21 protein-coding genes are annotated in these 23,503 nt (G+C 73.0%); 8 read left to right on the forward strand and 13 right to left on the reverse strand.

The genetic code is table 11. The features are described 5' to 3' along the window. Positions 1 to 90 precede the first annotated feature (90 nt). The 9 genes from ABZ659_RS05185 to ABZ659_RS05225 form a co-directional block, all read right to left on the reverse strand. Positions 91 to 1,614, reverse strand: coding sequence for a family 43 glycosylhydrolase (locus ABZ659_RS05185; RefSeq protein ID WP_360213620.1), 1,524 nt, complete (start codon positions 1,612 to 1,614; stop codon positions 91 to 93). Then, complete coding sequence (locus ABZ659_RS05190; protein WP_360213622.1) at positions 1,611 to 2,456, reverse strand: PmoA family protein; 846 nt, start codon at positions 2,454 to 2,456, stop codon at positions 1,611 to 1,613. Before ABZ659_RS05190 ends, ABZ659_RS05185 begins: the two co-directional genes overlap by 4 nt. Beyond that, positions 2,453 to 3,646, reverse strand: coding sequence for a Gfo/Idh/MocA family oxidoreductase (locus ABZ659_RS05195; protein ID WP_360213624.1), 1,194 nt, complete (start codon positions 3,644 to 3,646; stop codon positions 2,453 to 2,455). Before ABZ659_RS05195 ends, ABZ659_RS05190 begins: the two co-directional genes overlap by 4 nt. Continuing rightward, on the reverse strand, positions 3,643 to 4,542 hold the full coding sequence (locus ABZ659_RS05200; RefSeq protein WP_360213626.1) for a carbohydrate ABC transporter permease: 900 nt from the start codon (positions 4,540 to 4,542) through the stop codon (positions 3,643 to 3,645). The genes ABZ659_RS05195 and ABZ659_RS05200 overlap by 4 nt, the downstream gene beginning before the upstream one ends. Beyond that, entirely contained in the window at positions 4,539 to 5,474 is a 936-nt protein-coding gene (locus ABZ659_RS05205; protein ID WP_360213628.1) for a sugar ABC transporter permease, read from the reverse strand. Before ABZ659_RS05205 ends, ABZ659_RS05200 begins: the two co-directional genes overlap by 4 nt. 113 nt (positions 5,475 to 5,587) lie before the next feature. Next, complete coding sequence (gene araD, locus ABZ659_RS05210; RefSeq protein ID WP_360213630.1) at positions 5,588 to 7,330, reverse strand: L-arabinonate dehydratase; 1,743 nt, start codon at positions 7,328 to 7,330, stop codon at positions 5,588 to 5,590. Then, positions 7,327 to 8,235, reverse strand: a complete 909-nt coding sequence (locus tag ABZ659_RS05215; protein WP_360213632.1) for a dihydrodipicolinate synthase family protein — start codon at positions 8,233 to 8,235, stop codon at positions 7,327 to 7,329. Before ABZ659_RS05215 ends, araD begins: the two co-directional genes overlap by 4 nt. Next, the gene (locus tag ABZ659_RS05220) at positions 8,232 to 8,909 is read right to left on the reverse strand and encodes a GntR family transcriptional regulator (RefSeq protein ID WP_360213634.1); all 678 of its coding nucleotides are present in this window, start codon (positions 8,907 to 8,909) and stop codon (positions 8,232 to 8,234) included. The genes ABZ659_RS05215 and ABZ659_RS05220 overlap by 4 nt, the downstream gene beginning before the upstream one ends. Positions 8,910 to 9,201: 292 nt before the next feature. Beyond that, on the reverse strand, positions 9,202 to 9,801 hold the full coding sequence (locus tag ABZ659_RS05225; protein WP_360213636.1) for a TIGR03086 family metal-binding protein: 600 nt from the start codon (positions 9,799 to 9,801) through the stop codon (positions 9,202 to 9,204). Between the two features lie 133 nt (positions 9,802 to 9,934). Here ABZ659_RS05225 and ABZ659_RS05230 point away from each other — a divergent pair, with 133 nt between their 5' ends. After that, the gene (locus tag ABZ659_RS05230; RefSeq protein ID WP_360213638.1) at positions 9,935 to 11,179 is read left to right on the forward strand and encodes an MFS transporter; all 1,245 of its coding nucleotides are present in this window, start codon (positions 9,935 to 9,937) and stop codon (positions 11,177 to 11,179) included. A gap of 107 nt (positions 11,180 to 11,286) precedes the next feature. On the opposite strand, the gene ABZ659_RS05235 is transcribed toward ABZ659_RS05230, so the two are convergent. Next, on the reverse strand, positions 11,287 to 12,453 hold the full coding sequence (locus ABZ659_RS05235; protein WP_360213640.1) for a hypothetical protein: 1,167 nt from the start codon (positions 12,451 to 12,453) through the stop codon (positions 11,287 to 11,289). Beyond that, positions 12,450 to 13,394 carry a 5-dehydro-4-deoxyglucarate dehydratase gene (locus ABZ659_RS05240; protein WP_360213642.1) on the reverse strand — a complete coding sequence of 315 codons (945 nt, stop codon included), beginning with the start codon at positions 13,392 to 13,394 and terminating at the stop codon, positions 12,450 to 12,452. The genes ABZ659_RS05235 and ABZ659_RS05240 overlap by 4 nt, the downstream gene beginning before the upstream one ends. Before the next feature lie 204 nt (positions 13,395 to 13,598). Between ABZ659_RS05240 and ABZ659_RS05245 the strand changes: the two genes are divergently transcribed. The 7 genes from ABZ659_RS05245 (at position 13,599) to ABZ659_RS05275 (ending at position 21,044) form a co-directional block, all read left to right on the forward strand. After that, on the forward strand, positions 13,599 to 14,408 hold the full coding sequence (locus ABZ659_RS05245; protein WP_360213644.1) for an NAD(P)-dependent oxidoreductase: 810 nt from the start codon (positions 13,599 to 13,601) through the stop codon (positions 14,406 to 14,408). 319 nt (positions 14,409 to 14,727) lie between these two features. Then, positions 14,728 to 15,510: a DeoR/GlpR family DNA-binding transcription regulator gene (locus ABZ659_RS05250; RefSeq protein WP_360213646.1), complete on the forward strand. Its 783-nt coding sequence runs from the start codon at positions 14,728 to 14,730 to the stop codon at positions 15,508 to 15,510. Positions 15,511 to 15,593: 83 nt separating this feature from the next. Beyond that, positions 15,594 to 16,961: a sugar ABC transporter substrate-binding protein gene (locus tag ABZ659_RS05255; RefSeq protein ID WP_360213648.1), complete on the forward strand. Its 1,368-nt coding sequence runs from the start codon at positions 15,594 to 15,596 to the stop codon at positions 16,959 to 16,961. After that, positions 16,958 to 17,905 (forward strand): sugar ABC transporter permease, encoded by a 948-nt coding sequence (locus ABZ659_RS05260; protein ID WP_360213650.1) that lies wholly within the window; start codon positions 16,958 to 16,960, stop codon positions 17,903 to 17,905. Before ABZ659_RS05255 ends, ABZ659_RS05260 begins: the two co-directional genes overlap by 4 nt. Beyond that, positions 17,905 to 18,771 carry a carbohydrate ABC transporter permease gene (locus ABZ659_RS05265; RefSeq protein ID WP_360213652.1) on the forward strand — a complete coding sequence of 289 codons (867 nt, stop codon included), beginning with the start codon at positions 17,905 to 17,907 and terminating at the stop codon, positions 18,769 to 18,771. The genes ABZ659_RS05260 and ABZ659_RS05265 overlap by 1 nt, the downstream gene beginning before the upstream one ends. After that, positions 18,768 to 19,757: a zinc-dependent alcohol dehydrogenase family protein gene (locus ABZ659_RS05270; protein ID WP_360213654.1), complete on the forward strand. Its 990-nt coding sequence runs from the start codon at positions 18,768 to 18,770 to the stop codon at positions 19,755 to 19,757. Before ABZ659_RS05265 ends, ABZ659_RS05270 begins: the two co-directional genes overlap by 4 nt. Positions 19,758 to 19,862: 105 nt before the next feature. Next, the gene (locus ABZ659_RS05275; protein WP_360213969.1) at positions 19,863 to 21,044 is read left to right on the forward strand and encodes a TerD family protein; all 1,182 of its coding nucleotides are present in this window, start codon (positions 19,863 to 19,865) and stop codon (positions 21,042 to 21,044) included. A 105-nt stretch (positions 21,045 to 21,149) separates the two neighbouring features. Here the strand turns inward: ABZ659_RS05275 and ABZ659_RS05280 are convergent, their stop codons facing one another. Both ABZ659_RS05280 and ABZ659_RS05285 read right to left on the reverse strand, forming a co-directional pair. Then, a complete protein-coding gene (locus tag ABZ659_RS05280) occupies positions 21,150 to 22,586 on the reverse strand; it encodes a hypothetical protein (protein WP_360213656.1) in 1,437 nt (478 codons plus the stop codon). 69 nt (positions 22,587 to 22,655) lie between these two features. Then, entirely contained in the window at positions 22,656 to 23,417 is a 762-nt protein-coding gene (locus ABZ659_RS05285) for an antibiotic biosynthesis monooxygenase (protein WP_360213658.1), read from the reverse strand. Between the last annotated feature and the right edge of the window lie 86 nt (positions 23,418 to 23,503).

Genomic DNA, 23,503 nt, shown 5'->3' on the forward strand with positions numbered 1-23,503 from the left:
CTTCTTTGGGTCGCTTCTTCGGGATCCAACGGAGGTTTCCGGGCGGCGTGGGGCGCGGTCCGGAGGTATGGAGTTGTGGGGCCTGAGCGGTTACAGGGCGCTGGTCCTGAACCGGGTGAACTCGGCCGCCCCGGCGTGCCCGGTCCCCTCCGGCGCGAGGGCGAACAGGCCGAGCAGGGCACCGACCCAGCGCCACGGGGTCGCCGCGAACACCGGTCCGGAAGGGTGCGGGCCGTCCCCGAGGTCGGAGGAGAACCGGCAGCGGGCGCCGGCGCCGATCTCCACGCGCAGGGTGGCGCGGCCGTCGGGGGCGGGCCGGGGGTGGTCGGCGTCGCGTTCGGCCTCGGCGGCGGACTCCGCGAACCGGTGCACCAGGTGCACCGCCCCGTCGGTGCCGCGCTGGAGCCCGATCCAGGAGAACGCGTCGCCGAGCACCGCGAGTCCGGCCCGCGCGCCGGGCGCGTCGCTGTCGAGCCGCAGGTCCACCTCGACCACGCTCGGGAGGCCGGGCAGCCGCTGGGTCAGCACGTTCGGCAGCCCGCGCAGGTCGTGCGCGGTGGCCGAGCGGACGCAGGTGAGGCGGAGTCCGTCGCCGGAGTGCTCGGTGGCCCAGCCGTCGACGGGGTTGGCCGCCCACTGCCACTGACGGCCGTACCGTCCGCCGGGGAAGTCGTCGTCGGTGGCGGGCGCGGCGGGCGGCTGCGCCGGGAGCGCCGGGCGGCGGTGGACGGTCACGGGGGCGCCGTCGTCGCCGAGGACCGGCCAGCCGTCCGCGCCCCAGCGCATCGGCTGGAGGTGGACCACCCTGCCGTACGCGCCGCGCTGCTGGAAGTGCAGGAACCAGTCCTCGCCGGACGCGGTGCGCACCCAGCCGCCCTGGTGGGGGCCGTTGACGTCGGTGTCCTTCTGCTCCAGGACGATCCGGTGCTCGTACGGCCCGAAGAAGCCGCGCGAGCGCAGGGCGCCCTGCCAGCCGGTCTCCACTCCCCCGGCCGGGGCGAGGATCCAGAACCAGCCGTCGTGCCGGTAGAGCTTGGGGCCCTCCAGGGTGAACCAGCCGGGGATGCGGTCCGCGTCGACGATGACCTCGCCGTCGTCGAGCAGCGCGGTGCCGTCGGGGCGCATCCGGTGGCCGGTGAGGCGGTTCTTGACGCCGGAGCGCGACTTGGCCCAGGCGTGCACGAGGTACGCCTCGCCGGTCTCCTCGTCCCACAGGGGGCACGGGTCGATCAGGCCCTTGCCGGGCTTCAGCAGGTGCGGCGCGGTCCACGGGCCGCGGATCGCGGGGGCGTTGACCTGGAAGACGCCCTGGTCGGGGTCGCCCCAGAAGATCCAGAAGCGGTCGTCGTGGTGGCGCAGGGAGGGTGCCCAGACGCCGCAGTCGTGGCGGGGGACGCGGAACTCGGCGGCCGGTTCGAGGCGTTCGAGGGCGTGTCCTACGAGGGTCCAGTGGACCAGGTCCCGGGAGTGCAGCAGGGGCAGTCCGGGGGCGCGGCCGAAGCTGGAGGCGGTGAGGTAGAAGTCGTCGCCGACGCGGACGACGTCCGGGTCGGACCAGTCGGCGTCGAGGACGGGGTTGGTGTAGGTCTCCGGCTGCTCCGGGGCTGGCGTCATGGGGCCACCGCCTTGCGGACCAGGGCCGTCGCCTCGTCCCGGTCGAGGTGGCCGTCCGCGACGACGGTCACGACACGGCGGACCAGGGTCTCGCCGGGCGCGACGGGGACGCGGTCGGTGTGCGCGAGGGAGGAGCCGACGCCGGGGTACTCGGCGGTGCGCACGAACCAGGGGTCGCGGCGGGTGGCGTCGGTGACCCCGGCGAACACCAGCGTCCAGGTGGATCCGGCGAGGGCCAGCCAGTCGGCGGGGCGGCCGTGCACTTCCTGTTCGCCCTCGGCGCCGGGGGTGAAGACGTCCGGGGCGGCGGCCTCCTTGCGGGCCCGCCAGAAGAAGCCGCCGTAGGCCGCCCCGGGGCGTCCGTTGGTGGCGGGGCTCCCGATGGTCAGGGCGGCGGAGGTGGTGTTGGTGAGGGCGAAGGTGACGTCCAGCGCCCAGGCGGTGGCGGTGAGCCCGGTGGCCGCGACCGTGCGGCGCTCGCGCAGCAGCTCGCCGCCCCCGGCCATCCAGCGCAGCTCCTGTACGAAGCCGTCCGGGTCGCGCAGCTGGAAGGCGACGTGCCGCTGGGAGCCGTGGTTGGCCAGCTCGGTCGGGCCCTGGTCGCGGACGTAGGTGCGCCCGCCCCAGAAGTTGTGCCCCTCGACGTCGGGAACGGCGACACCGACGCCGAGGTGGTGGAGGTGGTCGGCGGGGCTCAGCTCGGTGACCGCCGTACCGGACAGGGTGGTGACGGGGTGCAGATAGGGGCGCGGGGAGAGCCGGTCGGGCAGCTCGGGCCGGGTGACGTAGCGGCCGACGGGGCGGCCCGCGACCCGCAGCACCGGGGAGTCGGGGGTGGTCATCGGGTGCTCACCTCTTTCCGCGGGGCCTGGTACGGCGCCCAGTCGGCGCCCAGTTCGGAGTACAGGGACAGGGTGTCGGCGGCGCCCGCCACCAGTGCGTCGACGCCGGGGACGATCCGGCGCCGTTCGGCGGGCAGGGTCCGCCAGGCGGTGTCCGGCAGCGCGGCCGGGTCGGGGGCGCTGCGGATCGCCTCGACGACCTTCATGAAGGCGCCGGTGGTGTCCGGGGGGACGAGCAGGTCGGCGCCGGTGGTGAGGTGGCCGACGAGGTTCTCCAGCAGGTCGGTGCGGCCGTACTCGTACTCCTCGGGACCGTGGTCGGCGCGCTGGAGCAGGACGCGGTCCTGCTTGTACCAGAAGGTGATCCGGCCGCGGCTGCCGTGCACCAGGACGTACGGGTCGCCGGGGTGCTCGGCGCACAGGGTGGCGGCGACGGTGACGGGGCGGCCCTCCGCGGTGGTGATCCGGACGCAGGAGGTGTCGTCGGCCTCGATGTCGTTGGCGTGCCACAGCTCGGTCTCGATGGCGGTGACGTCCTCGGCGCGGGTGCTGCCGTCCAGCGCGAGGGCGGTGGCGACGGCGTGCGCGAGCGGGTTGGTCAGCGCCCCGTCGATCACGTCGACGCCGTTCAACCGCCGTCGGCCCGCCCACGGCGCCCGCCGGAAGTACGCCTCGTCGCGCGCCCAGGCCCCGGCGCCGCCGATGCCGCGCACCTCCCCGATGGCGCCCTCGGCGATCAGCTCACGGATCGCGGGCAGGGCGTGCGAGCCCAGCGACTGGAACCCGATCTGGCAGGCGACGCCCGCCTCGGCGACCCCGTCGGCCATCCGGCGGAACTCCGCGTAGGACGGCGCCGGGGGCTTCTCCAGGAGCAGGTGCACGCCCTGACGGGCGGCCGTCAGCGCCAGGTCGGTGTGGGTGGGGATCGGGGTGCACACCACCGCGGCCCGGGCGCCGGTCGACTCCAGCAGCGCGCCGAAGTCGTCGGACTGGGCGGGGAGTTCGCCGCCGTACTCGGCCTCGGTGAGCGGGGTCAGCTCACAGATGCCGACCAGGCTGACCAGGCCCCGTTCCGTGAGGCGGCGGAGGTTCTCGACGTGCCAGCGGCCGTGGCCGCGGGCGCCCGCGAGGACGACGGGTACGGGCGGTGGTGGGGTCGTCCCCGGCGTGGCCATCCCCGGCGTGGTCATCCCTTCACCGCCCCCGCGCTGAAGCCGGTGATCAGCCACTTCTGGATGAAGGCGAAGACGAGGACCACCGGGACGGCGGCGACGATGCCGCCCGCGGCGAGCGCGCCGAGGTCGACGCTGTCCGAGCTCATCAGGGTGTTCAGACCGACCGGGATGGTCTGCTTGCCCTGGTTGTTGAGGAACATCAGGGCGAACAGGAAGTGGTTCCAGGAGTGCACGAAGGCGAAGGAGCCGACCGCGATCAGCCCGGGGCGCAGCAGCGGCAGCACGACCAGGCGGAAGGCGGTGAGGCGCCCGCACCCGTCGACCCAGGCCACCTCCTCCAGGGAGTACGGCACGTTCTTGATGAAGTTGCTGATCAGGATGATCGACAGCGGCAGCTGGAAGACCGTCTCGGCGATGATGACGCTGCCGAGGGAGTTGATCATCTGGAGTTCGGCGAAGATCTCGAACAGCGGCACCAGCAGCAGCGCGCCCGGCACGAACTGGGAGCAGAGCAGCGCGAGCATGAACGCCCGCTTGATCCTGAAGTCGAACCGGGCGAGCGCGTAGCCGCCCGCGAGGGCGACGACGGTGGTCGTCACCAGGGTGGCGACACCGACGTAGACGCTGTTCTCGAAGTAGGTGCCGAAGCTCCGCTCGGTCCACACCTTCTCGAAGTGGTCGAAGGTGATCGGCCAGGGCACCAGCGAGGTGGAGCCCGCCGGGCGCAGCGCGAACAGCAGCATCCAGTAGAAGGGGACGAGCGTGAAGAGCAGGTAGATCGACAGGGGCAGGTAGATCTGCCAGCGGGGGGCCTCGTCCCAGGCGCGCTGCCGTCTGACCGGGCGGTGCGGCTGAGGGGCGGCGTGCCGACGCGCGGGCGGCGCGACGGGGGCTTCCTTGGTGGCGCTCACTTGGTCTCACCTCCGAACTTGCTCAGCCGCAGATAGACGATCGAGCAGAAGAGCAGGATCACGAACGCGACCGTCGTCAGGGCGGACGCGTAGCCGAAGTTGTGGGCGTCGACGCTGGTGTTGGCGATGTAGAGGGGCAGCGTGGTGGTCTCGCCCGCGGGTCCGCCGCCGGTGAGGGTGTAGAGGAGGTCGACGTTGTTGAACTCCCAGACCGCGCGCAGCAGCGTGGACAGCACGATGGCGTCCTTCAGGTGCGGCAGGGTGATGTGCCAGAACTGCTTGACGCGGCTGGCGCCGTCGACCTCGGCGGCCTCGTAGAGGTCCTTCGAGACGGACTGGAGGTCGGCGAGGATGAGGATGGCGAAGAAGGGGACGCCGCGCCAGAGGTCGGCGACGATCGCCGCGGGGAAGACGGTGGACGGGTCGGACAGCCAGCTGGTGCCGTAGGAGCCGATGCCCATGTCCGCGAGGTAGCGGGTGACGCCGGTCTGGGAGTTGTAGAGCAGTACCCAGATGGCGCTGGTCAGCACGCCGGAGACGGCCCACGGGGAGAAGACCATGGCGCGGCCGAGGGACCGGCCGACGAAGGTCTGGTTGACGATGAGGGCGAGCGCGAGTCCGAACAGCAGCTGGAGCCCGACCTCGACGACGACCCACTTGGTGCTGAAGACCAGCGTGTCCCAGAAGAGGGGGTCCTCGGTGAAGGCGTGGACGAAGTTGTCGAAGCCCGCGAAGCCGTTCCGCCACGGCTTGGTGGGGTTGTAGTCCTGGAGGCTGTAGTAGAAGACGCTGAGCACCGGGTAGGCGATGAAGCCCAGCATCAGCAGGGCCGCCGGGGCGATCAGCAGGTACGGCAGCCTGCGCGGGGTGGCGGAGGCACGGCGCCGCCTCGGTGGCGCGGGCGGTTTCGCCACGGCTGCGGCTTGGGCCATGACTGTTCTCCGTTCTCGGTGGAGCTGTCGGTGGAGCTGTCGGTGAAGCGCTTTCTTGAACTACGCGACGCGTTCTTGGCCGTTCGGGGCCTGAGCCTGGGGTGGGAGTTCCGTCAACCCGCGTACGGGTCCGGCACCTGGCCCTCGCGGGCCAGGAACTCGAAGTCGCAGCCGGTGTCGGCCTGCGTGATCTGGTCGTTGTAGAGGGCGCCGTAGCCCCGCTCGTAGCGGGCGGGCGGCGGGGTCCACTCGGCCCGGCGGCGCTCCAGCTCCGCGTCGTCGACGTGCAGGCGCAGGGTGCGCGCCTCGACGTCGAGGGTGATCTGGTCGCCGGTGCGCACCAGCGCGAGCGGTCCGCCGACGTACGACTCCGGTGCGACGTGGAGGACGCAGGCGCCGTAGCTGGTGCCGCTCATCCGGGCGTCGGAGATCCGCACCATGTCCCGTACGCCCTGCTTCAGCAGGTGGTCGGGGATCGGCAGCATCCCGTACTCGGGCATTCCGGGGCCGCCCTTGGGTCCGGCGTTGCGCAGCACCAGCACGCTGTCGGCGGTGATGTCCAGCGCCGGGTCGTTGATGGTGCGCTGCATCGTCCTGTAGTCGTCGAAGACGACCGCGGGCCCGGTGTGCTTGAGCAGGTGCGGTTCGGCGGCGATGTGCTTGATGACGGCGCCGTCCGGGCAGAGGTTGCCGCGCAGCACCGCGACCCCGCCCTCGGCCGCGACCGGGTTGCCGCGCGGCCGGATGACGTCGTCGTCGTGGACCAGGGCGCCCGCGAGCTGCTCGCGCAGGGTGTCGTGGGCGACCGTGGGGCGGTCCAGGTGGAGCAGGTCGGTGATGCGGGAGAGGAACCCGGGCAGCCCGCCCGCGAAGTGGAAGTCCTCCATCAGGTACGTCTGTCCGCCGGGGCGGACGTTGGCCAGTACCGGGACCGTGCGGGCGACGCGGTCGAAGTCGTCCAGGGTGAGCCGGGCGCCCGCGCGTCCGGCCATGGCGATGAGGTGGATGACGGCGTTGGTGGAGCCGCCGAGGCCGAGGACGGTGGTGACGGCGTCCTCGAACGCCTCCTGGGTGAGGATGTCGCGGAGCGTCCGCCCCCGGTGGACCAGGTCGACGACGCGCAGGCCCGCCGCGGCGGCCATCCGGTCGTGCCCGGAGTCCACGGCCGGGATGCTGGACGCGCCCGGCACGGTCACGCCGAGCGCCTCCGCGGCGGCGGTCAGCGTGGACGCCGTACCCATGGTCATGCAGTGGCCGGGTGAGCGGGCGAGGCCGCTCTCCAGCTCGGTCATCTCGCAGTCGCCGATGAGCCCGGCGCGCTTGTCGTCCCAGTACTTCCACATGTCGGTGCCGGAGCCGAGGGTCTCGCCGCGCCAGTGACCCGGCAGCATCGGCCCGGCGGGCACGAACACGGTCGGCAGGTCGACGCTGGCCGCGCCCATCAGCAGCGCGGGCGTCGACTTGTCGCAGCCGCCCATCAGCACCGCCCCGTCGACGGGGTACGAGCGCAGCAGTTCCTCCGTCTCCAGGGCGAGGAGGTTGCGGTAGAGCATCGGGGTCGGCTTCTGGAAGGTCTCGCTCAGCGTGGCGACCGGGAACTCCAGCGGGAACCCGCCCGCCTGCCACACCCCGCGCTTGACGGCCTGCGCCCGGTCGCGGAGGTGGACGTGGCAGGGGTTGATGTCGGACCAGGTGTTGAGGACGGCGATGACCGGCTTGCCGAGGTGCTCCTCGGGGAGGTAGCCGAGCTGGCGGGTGCGGGCGCGGTGGCTGAAGGACCGCAGTCCGTCGGTGCCGTACCACTGGTGGCTGCGCAGTTCCTCCGGGCGCTTGCGCGGGGTCGTCCGGTCGGTCATATGGACCACCCGGCGACGATGGCGGCGACCTCGGCGCGCTCGCTCTCCGGCAGGGGCTTGCTGGGCGGGCGCACCTCGCGGCGGCACAGGCCGAGGGAGGCGAGGGCCTCCTTGACGACGGTGACGTTGTTGGCGGAGCCGTGCGCGGCGCGCAGCTCCTCGAAGCGGCGGATCTGCTCCCACCCCTTCATCGCGGCCGGGTAGTCGCCGGACCGGAGCGCCTCGATCATGTTCAGCGAGACGGCGGGGGCGACGTTCACCAGGCCGGAGGTGAAGCCGGTGGCGCCAGCGGAGAAGTACGAGGGGGCGTACGGCTCGGCGAGCCCGGCCACCCACACGAACCGGTCGAGCCCCGCGTCACGGGCGAACCCGGCGAAGCGGGCGGCGTCCGGGACGGCGTACTTCACACCGACCACGTTGGGGCAGTGGTCGGCGAGTTCGGCGAGCCGGGCGCCGGACAGCTGGGCGTTGCGGATGTACGGCACCACGCCCAGCTCGGGCACGGCCTCGGCGATGGCGCGGTGGTAGTCGACCCAGCCGGACTGGGAGACGTAGGGGTGCACGGGCTGGTGCACCATCACCATGGCCGCGCCCAGCTCGCGGGCGTGCCGGGCGGAGGCGACGGCGGTCGGCACGTCGTGTCCGACGCCGACGAGGACCACGCCCCGGTCGCCCGCCTCGTCGAGGGTGAGTTCGGTGACCAGGCGGCGCTCCTCGGGGGCGAGGGCGTAGAACTCGCCGGTGTTGCCGTTGGGGGTGAGGGTGGTGACACCGCCGTCGAGCAGTCGGCGCAGCAGGGCGCGGTGGGTGTCCTGGTCGACGGAGCCGTCCTCGGCGAACGGGGTCACCGGGATCGCCACCACGTCGGCGAGTGCCGCCCGCTGGGCCTCGAACGTCGCTGTCATTCCTGACCGTCCTCTCCCTGGACCTCGGTGGCCTCGGTCCCGGCGTCGGGGAAGGCCTTCAGCACGAACGACTCGATGTGGGCGTGCAGGGCGCGCGCCGCACCGTCGGCGTCGCCCTCCGCGGCGAGCCGCAGGATGTCGCGGTGTTCGCGGGCCTCCCGTTCCCAGGAGGGGTCGGCGGCCCAGGCGACGGCGGAGACCAGGGCGGCCTGGTCGCGGACCTCGTCGAGCATCCGGCCGAGCAGCGGGTTGCCGCACGGGACGTACAGCGCGCGGTGGAACTCCCGGTTGGCCAGGGAGCGTTCGGCGGTGTCGGTGGCCTGGTCGGCGCGGGTGAGCGCGTCGCGGGCGGCGTCCAGGGAGGCCTTGCGGCGCACGGTGCGGCGGAGCGCCTCGGGCTCCAGGAGCAGCCGGACGTCGTAGACCTCGCGCGCCATGTCCGCGTCCACCATGCGCACCGTGACGCCCTTGTACTGGCTCATCACGACCAGTCCGGTGCCGGCCAGGGTCTTGAGCGCCTCGCGCACCGGGGTCTTGGAGACCCCGAACTGTGCGGCGAGTTCGGTCTCGACCAGGGCCTGGCCCGGCGTCAGCCGCCCGGTGAGGATGCGGTGTTTTATCCCCTCCAGCACGTACTGCGTGCGGGAGGGGATGGGCGTGGGCACAGAGGTCATGCGCGCCTCTCGGATCTCACATATCGCGTCTCATATATGACGTACGACGTACGACGCGTTGAAGGTAAGAGGGCCCCTGTGTTTCGTCAATGCTTCTGACAGAGGAAGTTATGGTTGCCTGCTCAGACGTGCCGGGTGTGGCCCTCGTGAGCGAGGGTGACCGGTCCGGGGAAGACGGCGGCGGCACGGGCGGCGGCCGTCTCCCGGTCGAGGGTGGGAGGTCATGGCCGGGAGGGTACGGTCCCCCCGGTCACCCTCCTCGTGTGCCGGTGCGCCCGTGGTCCGTGGGTGGCTACGCCCCCCACTTCGGGTCGCGGCCGCTCAGGCCCACCACGCGGTCCAGCAGCGGGGCGTCCGGCGCCACGGGGACCGCGGGGCCGAAGAGGCCGGGGGGCGGGGTGGGGTCGGCGGCGACGGCCTGGACGAAGGCGTGGGCGGCGTCGAGGGCGGCCGGGTCGGGCGCGTAGGGCTGGCCGGTGGCGCGGGCCAGGTCCCAGCCGTGGACGACCAGTTCGTCGGCGGCGACGGCCAGCGCGACCGGGCCGGGCAGGGTCACGCCGCCCGCGCGGGTCTCGCCGGTCAGGGCGGCCGGGTCGCGCCACGCCTCGGCGAGTTCGTCCAGCGCCCTGGGCAGCTCCTCCCGCCAGCCCGGACCGATGTCCGGCACGGCGCTGTCCGGGACGCTGTCGGTGGTGGCGCCCAGGTCCTTGCGCCCGGCGTCCCGGAAGGCGACGGCGAGCCCCAGCAGGTGCCCCAGCAGCTGGCGCACCGCGAACCGCGGGCACGGCGTCGGGTCCGCGAGCCGGTCGTCGCCGACCCCGGCCACGAGCTGGGCCAGGACGCGGGTCTGCGGACCGAGGTCGACGGGGGCGTGCGCGGTCGGGTCGTTCATCGGGTGCTCCTCACCGGTGGGGTCCATCAGGAGGCAGACCGGTCCGGCACCCGGAACTCATCGGTCGTCGGCCCGCCGTCTAGGGCACCTGCCCGATCCCGTCCCGCCCCCCTTAGCCCGACGATGACCAGACATGACGACGCCGAACACTCCGAAGACCCCGCGGCCGACGTGGACGGCCGTACGCGTGCTGCGCGACCGCACCGCGGGCCGTTGCCTCGCCGGGGTGCTGGTCTCCGGCTTCGGCACCTCCGCCCTGTGGCTGGCCTCGGGTGTCTGGGTGAAGGACCTCACCGGCTCCGACGGCCTGGCCGCGCTGACGATGCTGGCGATGTGGACGCCGGTGCTGTGCGGCCCGCTGCTGGGCACCCTCGCCGACCTCCCCCGGTCCCGGCTTCGCTCGACCGGGCGGCGCACCCATCCCCGCGTCACCCTGCTGGTCGCACTGAACCTGTCGCTGGCGGCCCTGCTGCTGAGCCTGCTCACCGTCGACTCCGCGGCCGACGTCTGGCTGGTCCTCGTGGTGCTGTTGCTCTACGGCACGGCGGGCGTCATCCAGGACGCCGCCGAGTCCGCGCTGGTCGCCACCTCCCTCGACCCGGCGCTGCTCGGCCACTTCAACGGGCTGCGGATGACCGCGAACGAGGGCATGAAACTCCTCGCCCCGCTGGCCGGGGCGGGCGTCTACGCGGCGTACGGCGGCACCGCCGTCGTCCTGCTGGACACCGGCACGTTCGTGCTGGCCGCGGTCCTGTACGCCGGCCTGCGCGGCGACGGCTCACCCCCGCCCGCGCCCCCGACGTCGAGCTGGCGCGCCCGCACCGCCGAGGGCGTCCGCCACGTGTGGGGACACCCCCGGCTACGGCCCCTCGTCGTCGCGGCCGGGACGACGATGCTCTGCGCCGGGATCAACGGCGCGCTGGTGTACGCCGTCATCGACGGCCTCGGCCACCCGCCCGCGTACGCCGGTGTGCTCGCCGCCGTCCAGGGCGCCGGGTCGGTCGCGGTGGGCCTGGGCTCCGGCGCCGCCCTGCGCCACCTCGGCGACCGCCGGTTCGCGGTCTGCGGGATGGCGCTGACCGGCGTCGCGGTGGCGCTGCGCGCGGTGCCGTCCGACCTGGCGGCGCTGGTGGGCGGCGTGGGCGTCGGCGCGGGCCTGCCGTGCGTGCTGATCACGGCGTTCACCGCCGTGCAGCGGCTGACGCCGGACGCGCTGCGGGGCCGCGCGGCGGCCACGGCGAGCACGCTGGTGTTCGTGCCGAACGTGGTCGGGCTGGCCGTGGGCGCGGCCCTGGTCGAGCCGCTCCCGCACGGCCCGCTGCTGGTGCTCCTGGGCCTGGCCCAGCTGCTGTCGGTGACCCGGCTCCGCCGCGCGTGAGGACCGCCAGAGCCCCCGCAACGTCTCCCCGACCCACCGCCAGAACCGCCCCGCAGCGCCTCCCCCACCACCGCCAGAACCGCCCCGCAGCGCCTCCCCCACCACCGTCAGAGCGCCCGCAGGGCCTCCGCCGCCACCGCCAGGTCCCCGTCCGACGCCAACCCGGCGTGGTACAGCCGCAGTTCCCCCGCCCCCAGGTCACGCGCGCGGCGGGCGTCCGCCGCCAGGGTGCCGGGGCTGCCGCCCATGCAGGAGACGATGGTGAAGTTGGCGGCGAGGACGGCGCCCTCCCGCCCCCGCTCCGCGAACGGCGTGAGCAGGCCGGCCCCGCCGGTGCAGGGCACCACCACCCCGTCGGCGACGGAGAGGATGTGCGCGGGGTCGACGCCCGCGTTGGCGCCGCAGTGGTAGGAGACCGGGTCGGCGTGCAGCAGGACCTGGAAGCCGCCGGGCGCCGCCGCCCGGACCGCCGCGACCACCTGCTCCTGGAGGCCGCGGGCGGTGCCGTCGCGCCACGCGCGCGTGGCGGTCGCCTTCGGCTCGCCGAGGAGCTTCTCCACGCCCGCCCAGCCACCGTCCGAGGGCGCCCCCCGCCACACCGGTTCCAGCGCTTCCCGTACGGCGGCGGCCAGTTCGTCGGCGTCGAGGCCCTGGCCGCCGTACCCCGCGCGGCAGTCGGGGCAGAAGCAGAGCGACATCAGGTACTGCCCGGCGTCCCCGAGGCCGACCCCGCCGGTCTTGTCGTGGGCGTGCAGGTGCGCCAGGCCGTACCAGCCGAGCGACTCCAGTTCGGTGCCGCGCGCCCCGGGCCGTACCGCCGCCTCCACCGCGAGGTCGGTGAGGTACGCGCGCGTGGCGGGCTGCGCGATGCACGGCGCCCACGGGTAGCGGTCGCCGTAGGCGTTGACCACCGAGGTGTGCGGGTGCTCCGCGCCGAGCCGGGAGTTGTGCGCGAGGACCACCCAGCTGTGCACTTCGAGGCCCGCCTCCGCGAGGGCGGTGGCGGCCTCGCCGTAGGCGTCGCCGGGCGCCCAGTCACCGGCCGGGTAGGGGCGCGGGGAGCGTCCGGCCCAGCGGCCCTCGGCCACCGGGTAGAGCACGGCGGCGTGTTCGGCGGTGACGACGCGGTGGCGCGGGTGGCGGGGGGTGAGGGCGCGCGTGGAGTGGTAGGCGGCGGCCAGCGTCACCTGGCCCACGCCGAGCGCGGCGATGCGGGCGGGTGCCTCCGGGTCCCCGTTGACGTCCCACGGGTAGACGAACGCCGATGTCCTCACTGGGCCGACTCCTCCAGCAGCGCGTGGCCGCGCTCGATCAGGTGGGCGAGCTGCTTGACGTGGTCGTCGCCGGGTTCGTGCAGCGGGGGCCGTACCTCGCCGACGTCCAGTCCGCGCAACCGTACGCCCGCCTTGACCAGGGCGACGGCGTACCCCCGGCCCCGGGCGCGGAGTTCGACGAAGGGGCCGTAGAAGCCGTCGAGGAGGCGGTCGGCGGTGGCGCGGTCGCCGGTCTCCAGCGCCCGGTGGAAGGCGAGGGCGATCTCCGGGGCGAAGCAGAACACGGCGGAGGAGTACAGCGGCACGCCGACGGCGCGGTAGGCGAGCTGGGTCTGCTCGGCGGTCGGCAGCCCGTTGAAGTAGAGGAAGCCACCGGGCGCCCGGGTGCGGACGGCGCTGACGACGCGCTGCACCAGGTCGAGGTCGCCGAGGCCGTCCTTGAGGCCGATGACCCCGTCCGTGCGGGCGAGTTCGACGACCGTGTCCGGGGTGAAGACGGCGTTGTCGCGCTGGTAGACGATGACCGGCAGCGCGGTCGCGGCGGCGATCTCGCGGTAGTGCCGCAGCAGCCCCTCCTGCCCGGCGACGACGAGGTACGGCGGCATGGCGAGCAGCCCGTCCGCCCCGGCCGCCGCGGCGAGCCGCGCGTACCGCACGGCGAGCGCGGTCCCGTACCCCGCGCCCGCCAGCACCGGCACCCGGCCGCCGCTCTCCTCGACGGCGGCCCGTACGCACGCCTCGAACTCCTCCGGCGTCAGCGCGTGGAACTCCCCGGTGCCGCAGCAGGTGAAGACGGCGGCGGCACCGGCCTCCACCCCGCGGCGCACGTGCGCGCGGTAGACGTCGAGGTCGACGGCCCCGTCCGGGCCGAAGGCGGTGACCGGGAAGAACAGCGGCCCGCTGGGGATACTGAGCCGGGCGGCGAGGTCGGCAGGCGTCACGGGCTCTCCCTGGAAGACGGGTACGGGTGGACCACATCACGTGGCTCGTGCAAGTCTCTGATCAGAGTTTATGTTTATGAACATCCCCTCCGCCACCCTCGACAGGCAAGAGCCGCATCCCCCACCTTGTCCACGCATATGAATCCGGGATATGAATACGGCTGACCAGCCCCGCAGATCCGAGGAAACCGAGGAGACCCCAGGATGCCCGCTCCCCGTACCGTCCTGCTCACCGGCGCCGCCGGCGGACTCGGCACCCTGATGCGGGACCTGCTCCCCGGGTTCGGCTACGAGCTGCGCCTGCTGGACGTGCGCCCCGTCGAGGGCGCGCCGGACGCGATCACCGCGGACCTCGCCGACCGGGCGGCGCTGCGCGAGGCCGTGCGCGGGGTCGACGCGGTCATCCACCTCGCGGGCATCTCCCTGGAAGCCCCCTTCGAGAAGATCCTCAAGGCGAACATCGAGGGCACCTTCCACCTCTACGAGGCGGCCCGCGAGGAGGGCGTCGGCCGGATCGTCTTCGCCTCCTCCAACCACGCCGTGGGCTACACGCCCCGCCCCCGGGGCGACGACCCGCTCATCCCCGTCGACACCCCGCACCGCCCGGACACCTTCTACGGCCTGTCCAAGTCCTTCGGCGAGGACCTCGCCCAGTTCTACTGGGACAAGTACGGCCTGGAGACCGTCTCGGTGCGCATCGGCTCCTGCTTCCCGGAGCCGACCAGCGTGCGGATGCTCTCGGTGTGGATGAGCCCCGCCGACGGCGCCCGGCTCTTCCACGCCGCCCTGACCGCCGAGGACGTCGGCCACACCGTCGTCTACGGCTCCTCCGCCAACACCCGCCTGTGGTGGGACCTCGGCTCCGCGCGGGCGCTCGGCTACGCGCCGCAGGACGACTCCGAGCCGTACGCCGGCAAGCTCGTCGCCGAGCAGGGCGAGCTGGACCCGGCCGACCCGGCGCACGCCCGCCTCGGCGGCCACTTCGTCACCGACCCGCCGATCTGGCCGTACTGACCGGCGTCGTGGATTCGGCCGAGGCGGCCGAAAGCGGACGTGCGCAGGGGCGGGCGGGCACCGAACGGGCCCGCCCGCTCACGCATTCGGGCATCCGCCGTGCCCGATCCCACCTCGCCCGTCACACCCGCGCAGGTCCGCGACGGACTCCGGCCCCGCCAAACGGGCACAACCGGGCACCATCGGATCTGCAACAGACCTGTTCAGCGCCGAATCCCCGCTGTACAACTTCCCCCATGACCACCTCGGGGCCCGAACGGGCAGCTCCGGCGACCGGGGTTCCGGTCAGGACGGCGGAGCACGGAAGCGGGAGTCGACGATGACGACGGCGAAGGCGGCGAGGAGCGCCGAGGAGCGCCAGCGCGAGATCGTGCGCGTGGCGCGCGCCACCGGCGCGGTGGACGTCACCGCACTCGCCACCGACCTGGGCGTGGCCAAGGAGACGGTACGGCGCGACCTGCGCGTCCTGGAGGACCACGGCCTGCTGCGCCGCACCCATGGCGGCGCCTACCCGGTGGAGAGCGCCGGTTTCGAGACGACGCTCGCCTTCCGCGCCACCAGCCACGTCCCCGAGAAGCGCCGGATCGCCGCCGCGGCGGCCGAGCTGCTCGGGGACGCCGAGACGGTCTTCGTCGACGAGGGCTTCACCCCGCAGCTCGTCGCCGAGGCGCTGCCCCGGGACCGTCCGCTGACCGTGGTCACCGCGTCCCTGCCGGTCGCCGGCTCGCTCGCCGAGGCCGAGAACGTCTCGGTACTGCTGCTCGGCGGCCGGGTCCGCTCCGGCACCCTGGCGACCGTCGACCACTGGACGACGAGGATGCTCGCCGGGTTCGTCATCGACCTCGCCTTCATCGGCGCCAACGGCATCTCGCGCGAGCACGGCCTCACCACCCCCGACCCGGCCGTCAGCGAGGTCAAGTCGCAGGCGATCCGGTCCGCCCGGCGCACCGTGTTCGCGGGCGTCCACACCAAGTTCGGAGCGGTCAGCTTCTGCCGGTTCGCCGGGATCGGCGCCCTGGAGGCGATCGTCACCAGCACCCTGCTCCCCGCGGCCGAGGCCCACCGCTACTCGCTGCTGGGCCCCCAGGTCATCCGCGTCTGACACCGCCCCGCACCCGAGCCCTCCCCGTAGGACCGCACACCCCCAACCCACCCCTTTTGCACCTATTCGTCCAGGAGTACCGTATGCGAACCCAGAGCCGACGGGCGCCACGCACCCTCTTCGCCGTGGCCGCCATAGGGACGCTGATCACCCCGCTCGCCGCCTGCTCCGGCGCGGGCGGCTCCGGATCCTCAGACGGCGACGCCATCAACGTCCTCATGGTGAACAACCCGCAGATGGTGGAGTTGCAGAAGCTCACCGCGGACCACTTCACCAAGGACACCGGGATCGAGGTGAACTTCACCGTCCTGCCGGAGAACGACGTCCGCGACAAGATCAGCCAGGACTTCGCCAACCAGGCGGGCCAGTACGACGTCGCCACCCTCAGCAACTACGAGATCCCGATCTACGCCAGGAACGGCTGGCTGCACGCCCTGGACTCCTACGTGGAGAAGGACACCGCCTTCGACCAGGCCGACGTCCTGCCGCCGATGACCCGGGCCCTCACCGCGGAGGACGGCAAGCTCTACGGGGAGCCCTTCTACGGCGAGTCCTCCTTCCTGATGTACCGCAAGGACGTCCTGGAGAAGGCGGGCCTGACCATGCCCGGGAAGCCCACCTGGAAGGAGGTCGCCGACATCGCCGCCAAGGTGGACGGCGCGGAGCCGGGCATGAAGGGCATCTGCCTGCGCGGGCTGCCCGGCTGGGGCGAGGTGATGGCGCCGCTCACCACCGTCGTCAACACCTTCGGCGGCACCTGGTTCGACGAGAACTGGCAGGCCCGGCTGGACTCGAAGGAGTTCAAGGAGGCGACCCGGTTCTATGTCGACCTGGTCCGCGAGCACGGCGAGTCCGGCGCTCCGCAGGCGGGCTACGCCGAGTGCCTGAACAACATGACCCAGGGCAAGACCGCCATGTGGTACGACGCCACCGCGGGCGCCGGTTCCCTGGAGGCCGCGGACTCCCCGGTGAAGGGCAAGATCGGCTACGTCCCCGCGCCGGTGGAGAAGACCGACAGCTCCGGCTGGCTCTACACCTGGGCCTGGGGCGTCCAGAAGGCGTCCGGCAACGCCGAGAACGCCTGGAAGTTCATCTCCTGGGCCTCCGGCAAGGAGTACGAGAAGCTCGTCGGCGAGAAGGTCGGCTGGTCCAACGTCCCCGCGGGCAAGCGCGCCTCCACGTACGACATCCCGCAGTACCGCGCGGAGGCGGGCGCCTTCGCCGACGTCACCCGTGACGCCATCGCCAGCGCCAAGCCGGAGGACCCGGGCGTACAGCCCCGCCCGGCGCCCGGCATCCAGTTCGTCGGCATCCCCGAGTTCACCGACCTGGGCACCAAGGTCTCCCAGGAGATCAGCTCGGCCATCGCCGGACGCCAGTCCGTGGACAGCGCCCTGGAGAAGGCGCAGTCCCTCGCCGAGTCCGTCGGCAAGAAGTACGAGGGATCATGACCGTCACGACTCCCCCCACCCGGGTCGCCGCCGCCCCCACGCGGCCGGCGGCCCGGCGGCCGAACCGGATGCGCGCCTGGGCCACCCGGGCACCCCTGCTGCCCGCGCTGGTCTTCATGGTCGTCGTGACGCAGCTGCCCTTCGTCGCCACCCTGGTGATCTCCTTCTTCGACTGGAACGCGCTCTACCCCGACGACCGGGCGTTCGCGGGCCTGTCCAACTACTCGGAGGTCCTGAGCACCCCCGAGCTGCGCAAGTCCGTCTGGACGACGATCGTCCTCACCGCGACGGTCGTCCTGGTCAGCCTGCTGCTCGGACTGCTCCTCGCCCTCCTCCTCGACCGCCGCTTCCGCGGCCGGGCGGCCGTGCGGACCATGCTCATCGCACCGTTCCTGCTGGTGCCGGTCGCGGCGGCGCTGCTGTGGAAGCACGTGCTGTTCAACCCGGAGTACGGCCTGTTCAACGGCGTACTGCACTGGATCGGCGGCGACGGGGCCGCGCAGCCGGACTGGATCTCCGAGATGCCGCTGATGGCGGTGGAGGCGTCGCTGGTCTGGCAGTGGACGCCGTTCATGATGCTGATCCTGCTCGCCGGGCTGCAGAGCCGGGACCCGCAGCTGGTCGAGGCGGCCCGGATGGACGGCGCGGGCGACTGGCAGGTCTTCGTGCACATCACGCTGCCGCACCTGCGCCGGTACCTGGAACTCGGCATCCTGCTGGGTTCGATCTACATCGTGCAGAACTTCGACGCGGTGTTCACCATCACCTCCGGCGGCCTCGGCACCGCCAACCTGCCCTACACGATCTACCAGACCTTCTACCAGGCGCACGAGAACGGCCTCGCCTCGGCGGCCGGTGTGGTCGTCGTCATCGGCTCGATCATCCTGGCGACCCTCGCGCTGCGCGTGGTGTCGTCGCTGTTCCGTGAGGAGGTGTCCCGCTGATGGCCACCACGACCGTGACCGCGCCCCCGGCCCGTCCCCGAAACCGCCGGCTCAAGGGCGCAGCGCTCGGGGTCACCGCCTGGCTGGCCGGACTGCTGTTCGTCGCCCCCCTCCTCTGGATGGTCCTGACGTCCTTCCACTCCGAACCGGACGCGGCGACCAACCCGCCGTCGCTCGCCGCCTCGCTCACCCTGGACAGCTACCGCGAGTTCTTCGGCGTGGACGGCGGCGCCAGCCCCTGGCCCGCGCTGGTCAACTCCACGATGGCGTCGGTGGTCTCGACCCTGCTGACCCTGCTGCTGGCGCTGCCCGCCGCCTACGCCCTCTCCATCCGCCCGGTGAAACGCTGGACGGACGTGCTGTTCTTCTTCCTCTCCACCAAGATGCTGCCGCTGGTGGCGGGCCTGCTGCCGATCTACCTCTTCGCGAAGAACACCGGCCTGCTCGACAACGTCTGGGCGCTGGTCATCCTCTACACGGCGATGAACCTGCCGATCGCGGTCTGGATGATGCAGTCGTTCCTCTCCGAGGTCCCGGTGGCGATCATCGAGGCGGCCCAGATCGACGGCGCGAGACTGCCGACGGTCCTCGGCCGCGTCGTCGCCCCCATCGCCCTCCCCGGCATCGCGGCCACCGCCCTGATCTGCTTCATCTTCTCCTGGAACGAACTCCTCTTCGCCCGGGTGCTCACCGGCGTGGTGGCCGAGACGGCCCCCGTCTTCCTCACCGGCTTCATCACCAGCCAGGGCCTGTTCCTGGCGAAGGTGTGCGCCGCCTCGCTCGTCATCTCCCTGCCGGTGCTCGCCGCGGGGTTCGCCGCCCAGGACAAACTGGTCCAGGGCCTGTCGTTGGGAGCCGTCAAATGAAGGCCGCCGTCATCGAGTCCGTGGGCCGCGCCGTCGTCGCCGACGTCCCGGACCCGACGCCGGGCCCGCGCGAGGTCGTCGTCGAGGTCGCCGCGTGCGGCCTGTGCGGCACCGACCTGCACATCCTGCAGGGCGAGTTCGCGCCGAAGCTGCCGATCGTGCCGGGCCACGAGTTCGCGGGCGAGGTGGTCGGCGTCGGCACCCGGGTGACGGAGGTGTCGGTCGGCGACCGGGTCGCCGTGGACCCCTCGCTCTACTGCTACGAGTGCCGCTACTGCCGCAACGGCCACAACAACATGTGCGAGCGCTGGGCCGCGATCGGCGTGACGACGGCGGGCGGCGCCGCCCAGTACGCGGTCGCCCCGGTCGCGAACTGCGTGAGGCTCCCCGACCACGTCAACACCGAGGACGCCGCCCTGGTCGAGCCCCTCTCCTGCGCGGTCCGCGGCTACGACGTCCTCCGGTCCCGGATGGGCGCCCACGTCCTGATCTACGGCTCGGGCACGATGGGCCTGATGATGCTGGAGCTGGCCAAGCGCACCGGCGCGGCCAGCGTCGACATCGTGGACGTCAACCCGTCCCGCCTGGAGACCGCCCGCCACCTGGGCGTGACGGCCTCCGCCGCCAACCCCGACGAACTGGACCGCCCGCAGGGCTGGGACCTGGTCATCGACGCGACCGGCAACGCGGCGGCGATCCAGGACGGCCTGGACCGGGTGGCGAAGGCGGGCACCTTCCTCCAGTTCGGCGTCGCCGACTACGCGACCCGCGTCACGATCGACCCGTACCGCATCTACAACCAGGAGATCACCATCACCGGCTCCATGGCCGTCCTGCACAGCTTCGAACGCGCGGCGGAGCTCTTCGCGGGCGGCGTGCTGGACCCCTCCGTCTTCATCAGCGACCGCGTCCCCCTGGACCGCTACCCGGAAGCCCTGGACCAGTTCAAGGCGGGGGTCGGCCGGAAGATCGTGGTGGTGCCGTAACCCGCGACGCCGCCCGGACCCGTACGGTGGGGGCAGCGTTCCCGCCGTACGGTCCAGGTAAGGGAACGGTAAGAGCCTCTCGCTCGTTCACCCGGCATGACCGCTATGACCCCCGGCTCGAACATCCCGCTCCCCGCCCCCCGCGTGACGGTGGACGTCAGCGCACCGGTGCGGCTCGACGTCTCGGGCCTCCTGCTCACCGCCGACGGCAAGGTCCGCTCGGACGACGACTTCATCTTCTACAACCAGCCGAGCGGACCCGGCGTGACCTACCGGTCGGGCGGCGGCTCCGCGCCCGACGCGATCACCGTCGACACCGGCGCCGTCCCCCCGGGCATCGAGCGGATCGTCGTCACCGCCAGCCCGGACGCCGCGGGCCAGACCTTCCAGGGCGTCGAACCCACCGCCACCCTGCGCAACGCCGCGGACAACAGCGTCCTGGCGACCTTCACGCCCCCGCAGCTCGGCAGTGAGACGGCCCTGGTGGTCGTCGAGATCTACCTGCGCAACGGCCAGTGGAAGGCCCGCGCGGTCGGCCAGGGCTACGCCAACGGCCTGGCGGGCATCGCCACCGACTTCGGCGTCACGGTGGAGGAACCGGCCCCGGCCCCGGCGCCCACGCCGGTCGCGGCACCGGCCCCGGCCGCCGCGGTGACCCCGCCGATGCCCGCCACGCCCCCGGCCCCCGCCGCCCCCGCTCCCGGCACCGGGAAGATCAACCTCGACAAGGGCCGGGTCAGCCTCCAGAAGAACCAGACCGTGTCCCTCATGAAGGGCGGGCGCCCGCTGCTCTCCCGGGTCCAGATGGGGCTCGGCTGGGAGCCCGCCTACCGCGGCAAGGACATCGACCTGGACGCCTCGGTCATCGCCTACGGCCCCCAGCGCAACCACGTCGACAGCTGCTACTTCGGCAAGCTGAGCATCGTCGGCGGCGCGATCAAGCACTCCGGTGACAACCTCACCGGCGAGGGCGGCGGCGACGACGAGGTCATCACCGTCGACCTCGGCCGTCTCCCCCAGGAGGTCACCGGCCTGGTCTTCACCGTGAACTCCTTCTCCGGCCAGAAGTTCACCGAGGTCGCCAAGGCGTACTGCCGCCTCCTGGACGCCACGACCGGCGAGGAACTGGTCCGCTTCGACCTCACCAGCGCCGAGGCGCAGACCGGCGTGATGATGGCGAAGCTGATCCGCCAGTTCTCCGGCGAGTGGGAGATGACGGCCATCGGCGACTTCGTCAAGGCCCGCACGGTCCGCAACATGGTGAAACCCGCGTCCCAGGCCCTGTGAGACGTACCGCCCGTGGGTCGGTGGGGGCAGGCATCCGGCATTCACCAAGCCGTAGCAGCCCCCACCACCGCGGACCCTCACGGGACCGGCGATCGTGCGTCAGCGTCAGTTCCCCTGCTGCGAGCGTGCCTTGAACGCCGCTTTGCGGGCCTCCTTGGCGACCTTCTTGTCCGGGTGGAGTCGGCCCATGGCCTCCAGGACGTCGGCGGTGGCCGGGTGGTCGACGCGCCAGGCCGCCGTGAAGAAGCCGCTGTGCTGCTGGGCGAGGCCCTGGACGAGGGCGCGGAGTTCCTCGGAGTTGCCCTCGGCGGCGAGCTGGGCGGCGAGGGTGTCGACGGTGAGCCAGAAGATCATGTCCTGGGACGGCACGGGCACGTCCGGCAGGCCGTGCTCGGTCAGCCACACCCGGGCGAGTCCGCCGAGTTCGGGGTCGTCGAGGACCTCCCGCAGCGCGGGCTCGGCCTCCGGGCCGACCAGCGACAGCGCCTGCTGGCAGCGCAGCCTGCGCAGCGGTGCCCCGGCGTCGGAGCCCCGGGCGGCGGCCAGCAGCTCACGGGCGGCGGCGAGGGGCTGGCGGCGGGCGAGCCACTGCTCGGTCTCCGCCTGCGCCGCGCGCGGCCCGAACGCGGCGGTCCCGTCGAGCAGCGCGTCCGCGCCCTTGTCGGCGAGGTCCCCGACCGCGGGCGCGTCGGCACCGGACTCCAGCAGCCGGGCGCGCAGCCCGTAGCGCCCGAGCGGGGTGAGCCGGACCATGCCGTAGCGGGAGACGTCGGTGTCGTCGAGTGGCGCGGCGGACTCCTCCCCGGCATCGGCGGCGTCGGCCATCAGGGCCTCGTCGACCGGCTGGTACTCCACCAGCCCCACCGGCTCCAGCACCCGGAACTGGTCGTCCAGCCGCATCATCGCCTCGGACACCTGCTCCAGGACGTCGTTGGTGGGCTCGGCCATGTCACCGGGCACGATCACGGACGCGGCCAGCGCGGGCAGTGGCACGGGCACGTCACCGGGGCCGTCCTCGGTGACGCTGAGCAGGTACAGGCTGCCGAGCACCGCGTCGAGGAAGGCCGTCTCCTCCTCGGGGTCCCAGCCCAGCTCGGAGAGGTCGATCCGGCCCCCCTCGTCCATCGCCTCCAGCAGCGGGTCCAGGTCGGGCACGCTCGCGTCGGCGAGGACCGTCTCCAGGGCGGCCAGCCACACGCCGAGCACGTCCTGCGGTGAACCGCCGGTGAGCACCGCGAGGTCGGCGCCCGCCGTCACGGTGCCCTCCTCCTCGTCGGCGATCTCCACCAGCCCGGTGTCCACGGCGACCCGCCACGCCTCGCTCGCGTGCGCGGCGGCGTCGTCGCCGGTCAGCCCGAGAGCCTCGGCCGCTGCGGGCAGTTGCTCCTCCGCCAGCCCGCCCCCGGCGTCCACCCGGGTCCCGGGCCCGGCCCAACGGGCGAGCCGGGCCGCACGGGACAGCAACGGCGTGGACAGCGCGGCACGCGCCAGCTCCGCTTCGGAGGACAACCGCACCGGCGGCAGGGGGGAGCTGTCTGACATCGGCTGGTTCTCCTAGGAGGTGAGGTTCAGCCGCTCAGCCTAGACGGATTTCCACCCATGCCGCCCGGTTCATCTCCCGGTCGGCCGCCGTACATGGCCGAATCCCCGAGAAGTGGCCGGAACCGGCGACCGGCGGAGCCGCCCCCACCCGGGGACGAGGCCGAGGGCGTGCTCGTACCGGGTGCCCGTGACCCCCCGCACGCCGGGGAGCGTCCGCACCCGCTCCCACCGCGGTGACGACGGCGCCGCCAGGCTCCCGTCGTAGGCCGCGCCGCTCTCCCACTCCGCGTAGTCGAGGACGTGGGTGCCGTCGGCGCTGAGGTGCAAGTGGGCGGAGATCAGGCCGCGTTCGGCGTCGGCGTCGGTGCCGAGGACGGCCAGCACCGTGTCGGTGACGTCCTCGCGGCGCCCGGCCGCGGGCGGCTCGAAGTCGATCCGCACGGTGACGACGAGTCCGGGCACCCTGCCGTCCCCGGCGGCCCGCGCGTGCGAGCGGTGCAACCGGTAGCGGCCGAGCCCCAGCCGCCGGATGCCGGGTACGGCGGTGTCGATCTCGTCGACGCGTTCCTGGCGGTGGGTCTTCACGAACGCCTCGTAGGCGTGCTCGGCGGTCCACTGCGAGTGGTGCAGGAGCGTCGCGCCGTCGGTACCGGTGTAGACGTGGTAGGCGAGCAGACCGGAGGCGGGCCACGGGCGGCGCTCCCAGGTGCGTGCGATGGCGTCGACGGTGGCCCGCTGCCGGTCCGGGCCGTCCACCCGCCAGGTGCTGAACAGGGGCGCGCCGGCGTCCGGGCGGGTGAGGTCGGGATGGGTGTCGGTGCGGCGGGTCATGCCGAGCCTCCGGGGGTCGTGGTCCGGGCGTACGACCCCACCCTCCAACCTCGACCGGACTTGAGGTCAAGGAGCGCGGCGCCGGC

It is taken from the genome of Streptomyces sp. NPDC006997 (assembly GCF_040635175.1).
In the GTDB taxonomy this organism is placed as follows: domain Bacteria; phylum Actinomycetota; class Actinomycetes; order Streptomycetales; family Streptomycetaceae; genus Streptomyces.

Coding starts and splice junctions, on each gene's coding strand:
- ABZ659_RS05185 (WP_360213620.1), bottom strand. CDS start 1,614: ATGACGCCAGCCCCGGAGCAGCCGGAGACCTACACCAACCCCGTCCTC.
- ABZ659_RS05190 (WP_360213622.1), bottom strand. CDS start 2,456: ATGACCACCCCCGACTCCCCGGTGCTGCGGGTCGCGGGCCGCCCCGTC.
- ABZ659_RS05195 (WP_360213624.1), bottom strand. CDS start 3,646: ATGACCACGCCGGGGATGGCCACGCCGGGGACGACCCCACCACCGCCC.
- ABZ659_RS05205 (WP_360213628.1), bottom strand. CDS start 5,474: ATGGCCCAAGCCGCAGCCGTGGCGAAACCGCCCGCGCCACCGAGGCGG.
- araD (WP_360213630.1), bottom strand. CDS start 7,330: ATGACCGACCGGACGACCCCGCGCAAGCGCCCGGAGGAACTGCGCAGC.
- ABZ659_RS05215 (WP_360213632.1), bottom strand. CDS start 8,235: ATGACAGCGACGTTCGAGGCCCAGCGGGCGGCACTCGCCGACGTGGTG.
- ABZ659_RS05220 (WP_360213634.1), bottom strand. CDS start 8,909: ATGACCTCTGTGCCCACGCCCATCCCCTCCCGCACGCAGTACGTGCTG.
- ABZ659_RS05225 (WP_360213636.1), bottom strand. CDS start 9,801: ATGAACGACCCGACCGCGCACGCCCCCGTCGACCTCGGTCCGCAGACC.
- ABZ659_RS05230 (WP_360213638.1), top strand. CDS start 9,935: ATGACGACGCCGAACACTCCGAAGACCCCGCGGCCGACGTGGACGGCC.
- ABZ659_RS05245 (WP_360213644.1), top strand. CDS start 13,599: ATGCCCGCTCCCCGTACCGTCCTGCTCACCGGCGCCGCCGGCGGACTC.
- ABZ659_RS05250 (WP_360213646.1), top strand. CDS start 14,728: ATGACGACGGCGAAGGCGGCGAGGAGCGCCGAGGAGCGCCAGCGCGAG.
- ABZ659_RS05255 (WP_360213648.1), top strand. CDS start 15,594: ATGCGAACCCAGAGCCGACGGGCGCCACGCACCCTCTTCGCCGTGGCC.
- ABZ659_RS05260 (WP_360213650.1), top strand. CDS start 16,958: ATGACCGTCACGACTCCCCCCACCCGGGTCGCCGCCGCCCCCACGCGG.
- ABZ659_RS05265 (WP_360213652.1), top strand. CDS start 17,905: ATGGCCACCACGACCGTGACCGCGCCCCCGGCCCGTCCCCGAAACCGC.
- ABZ659_RS05270 (WP_360213654.1), top strand. CDS start 18,768: ATGAAGGCCGCCGTCATCGAGTCCGTGGGCCGCGCCGTCGTCGCCGAC.
- ABZ659_RS05275 (WP_360213969.1), top strand. CDS start 19,863: ATGACCCCCGGCTCGAACATCCCGCTCCCCGCCCCCCGCGTGACGGTG.
- ABZ659_RS05280 (WP_360213656.1), bottom strand. CDS start 22,586: ATGTCAGACAGCTCCCCCCTGCCGCCGGTGCGGTTGTCCTCCGAAGCG.
- ABZ659_RS05285 (WP_360213658.1), bottom strand. CDS start 23,417: ATGACCCGCCGCACCGACACCCATCCCGACCTCACCCGCCCGGACGCC.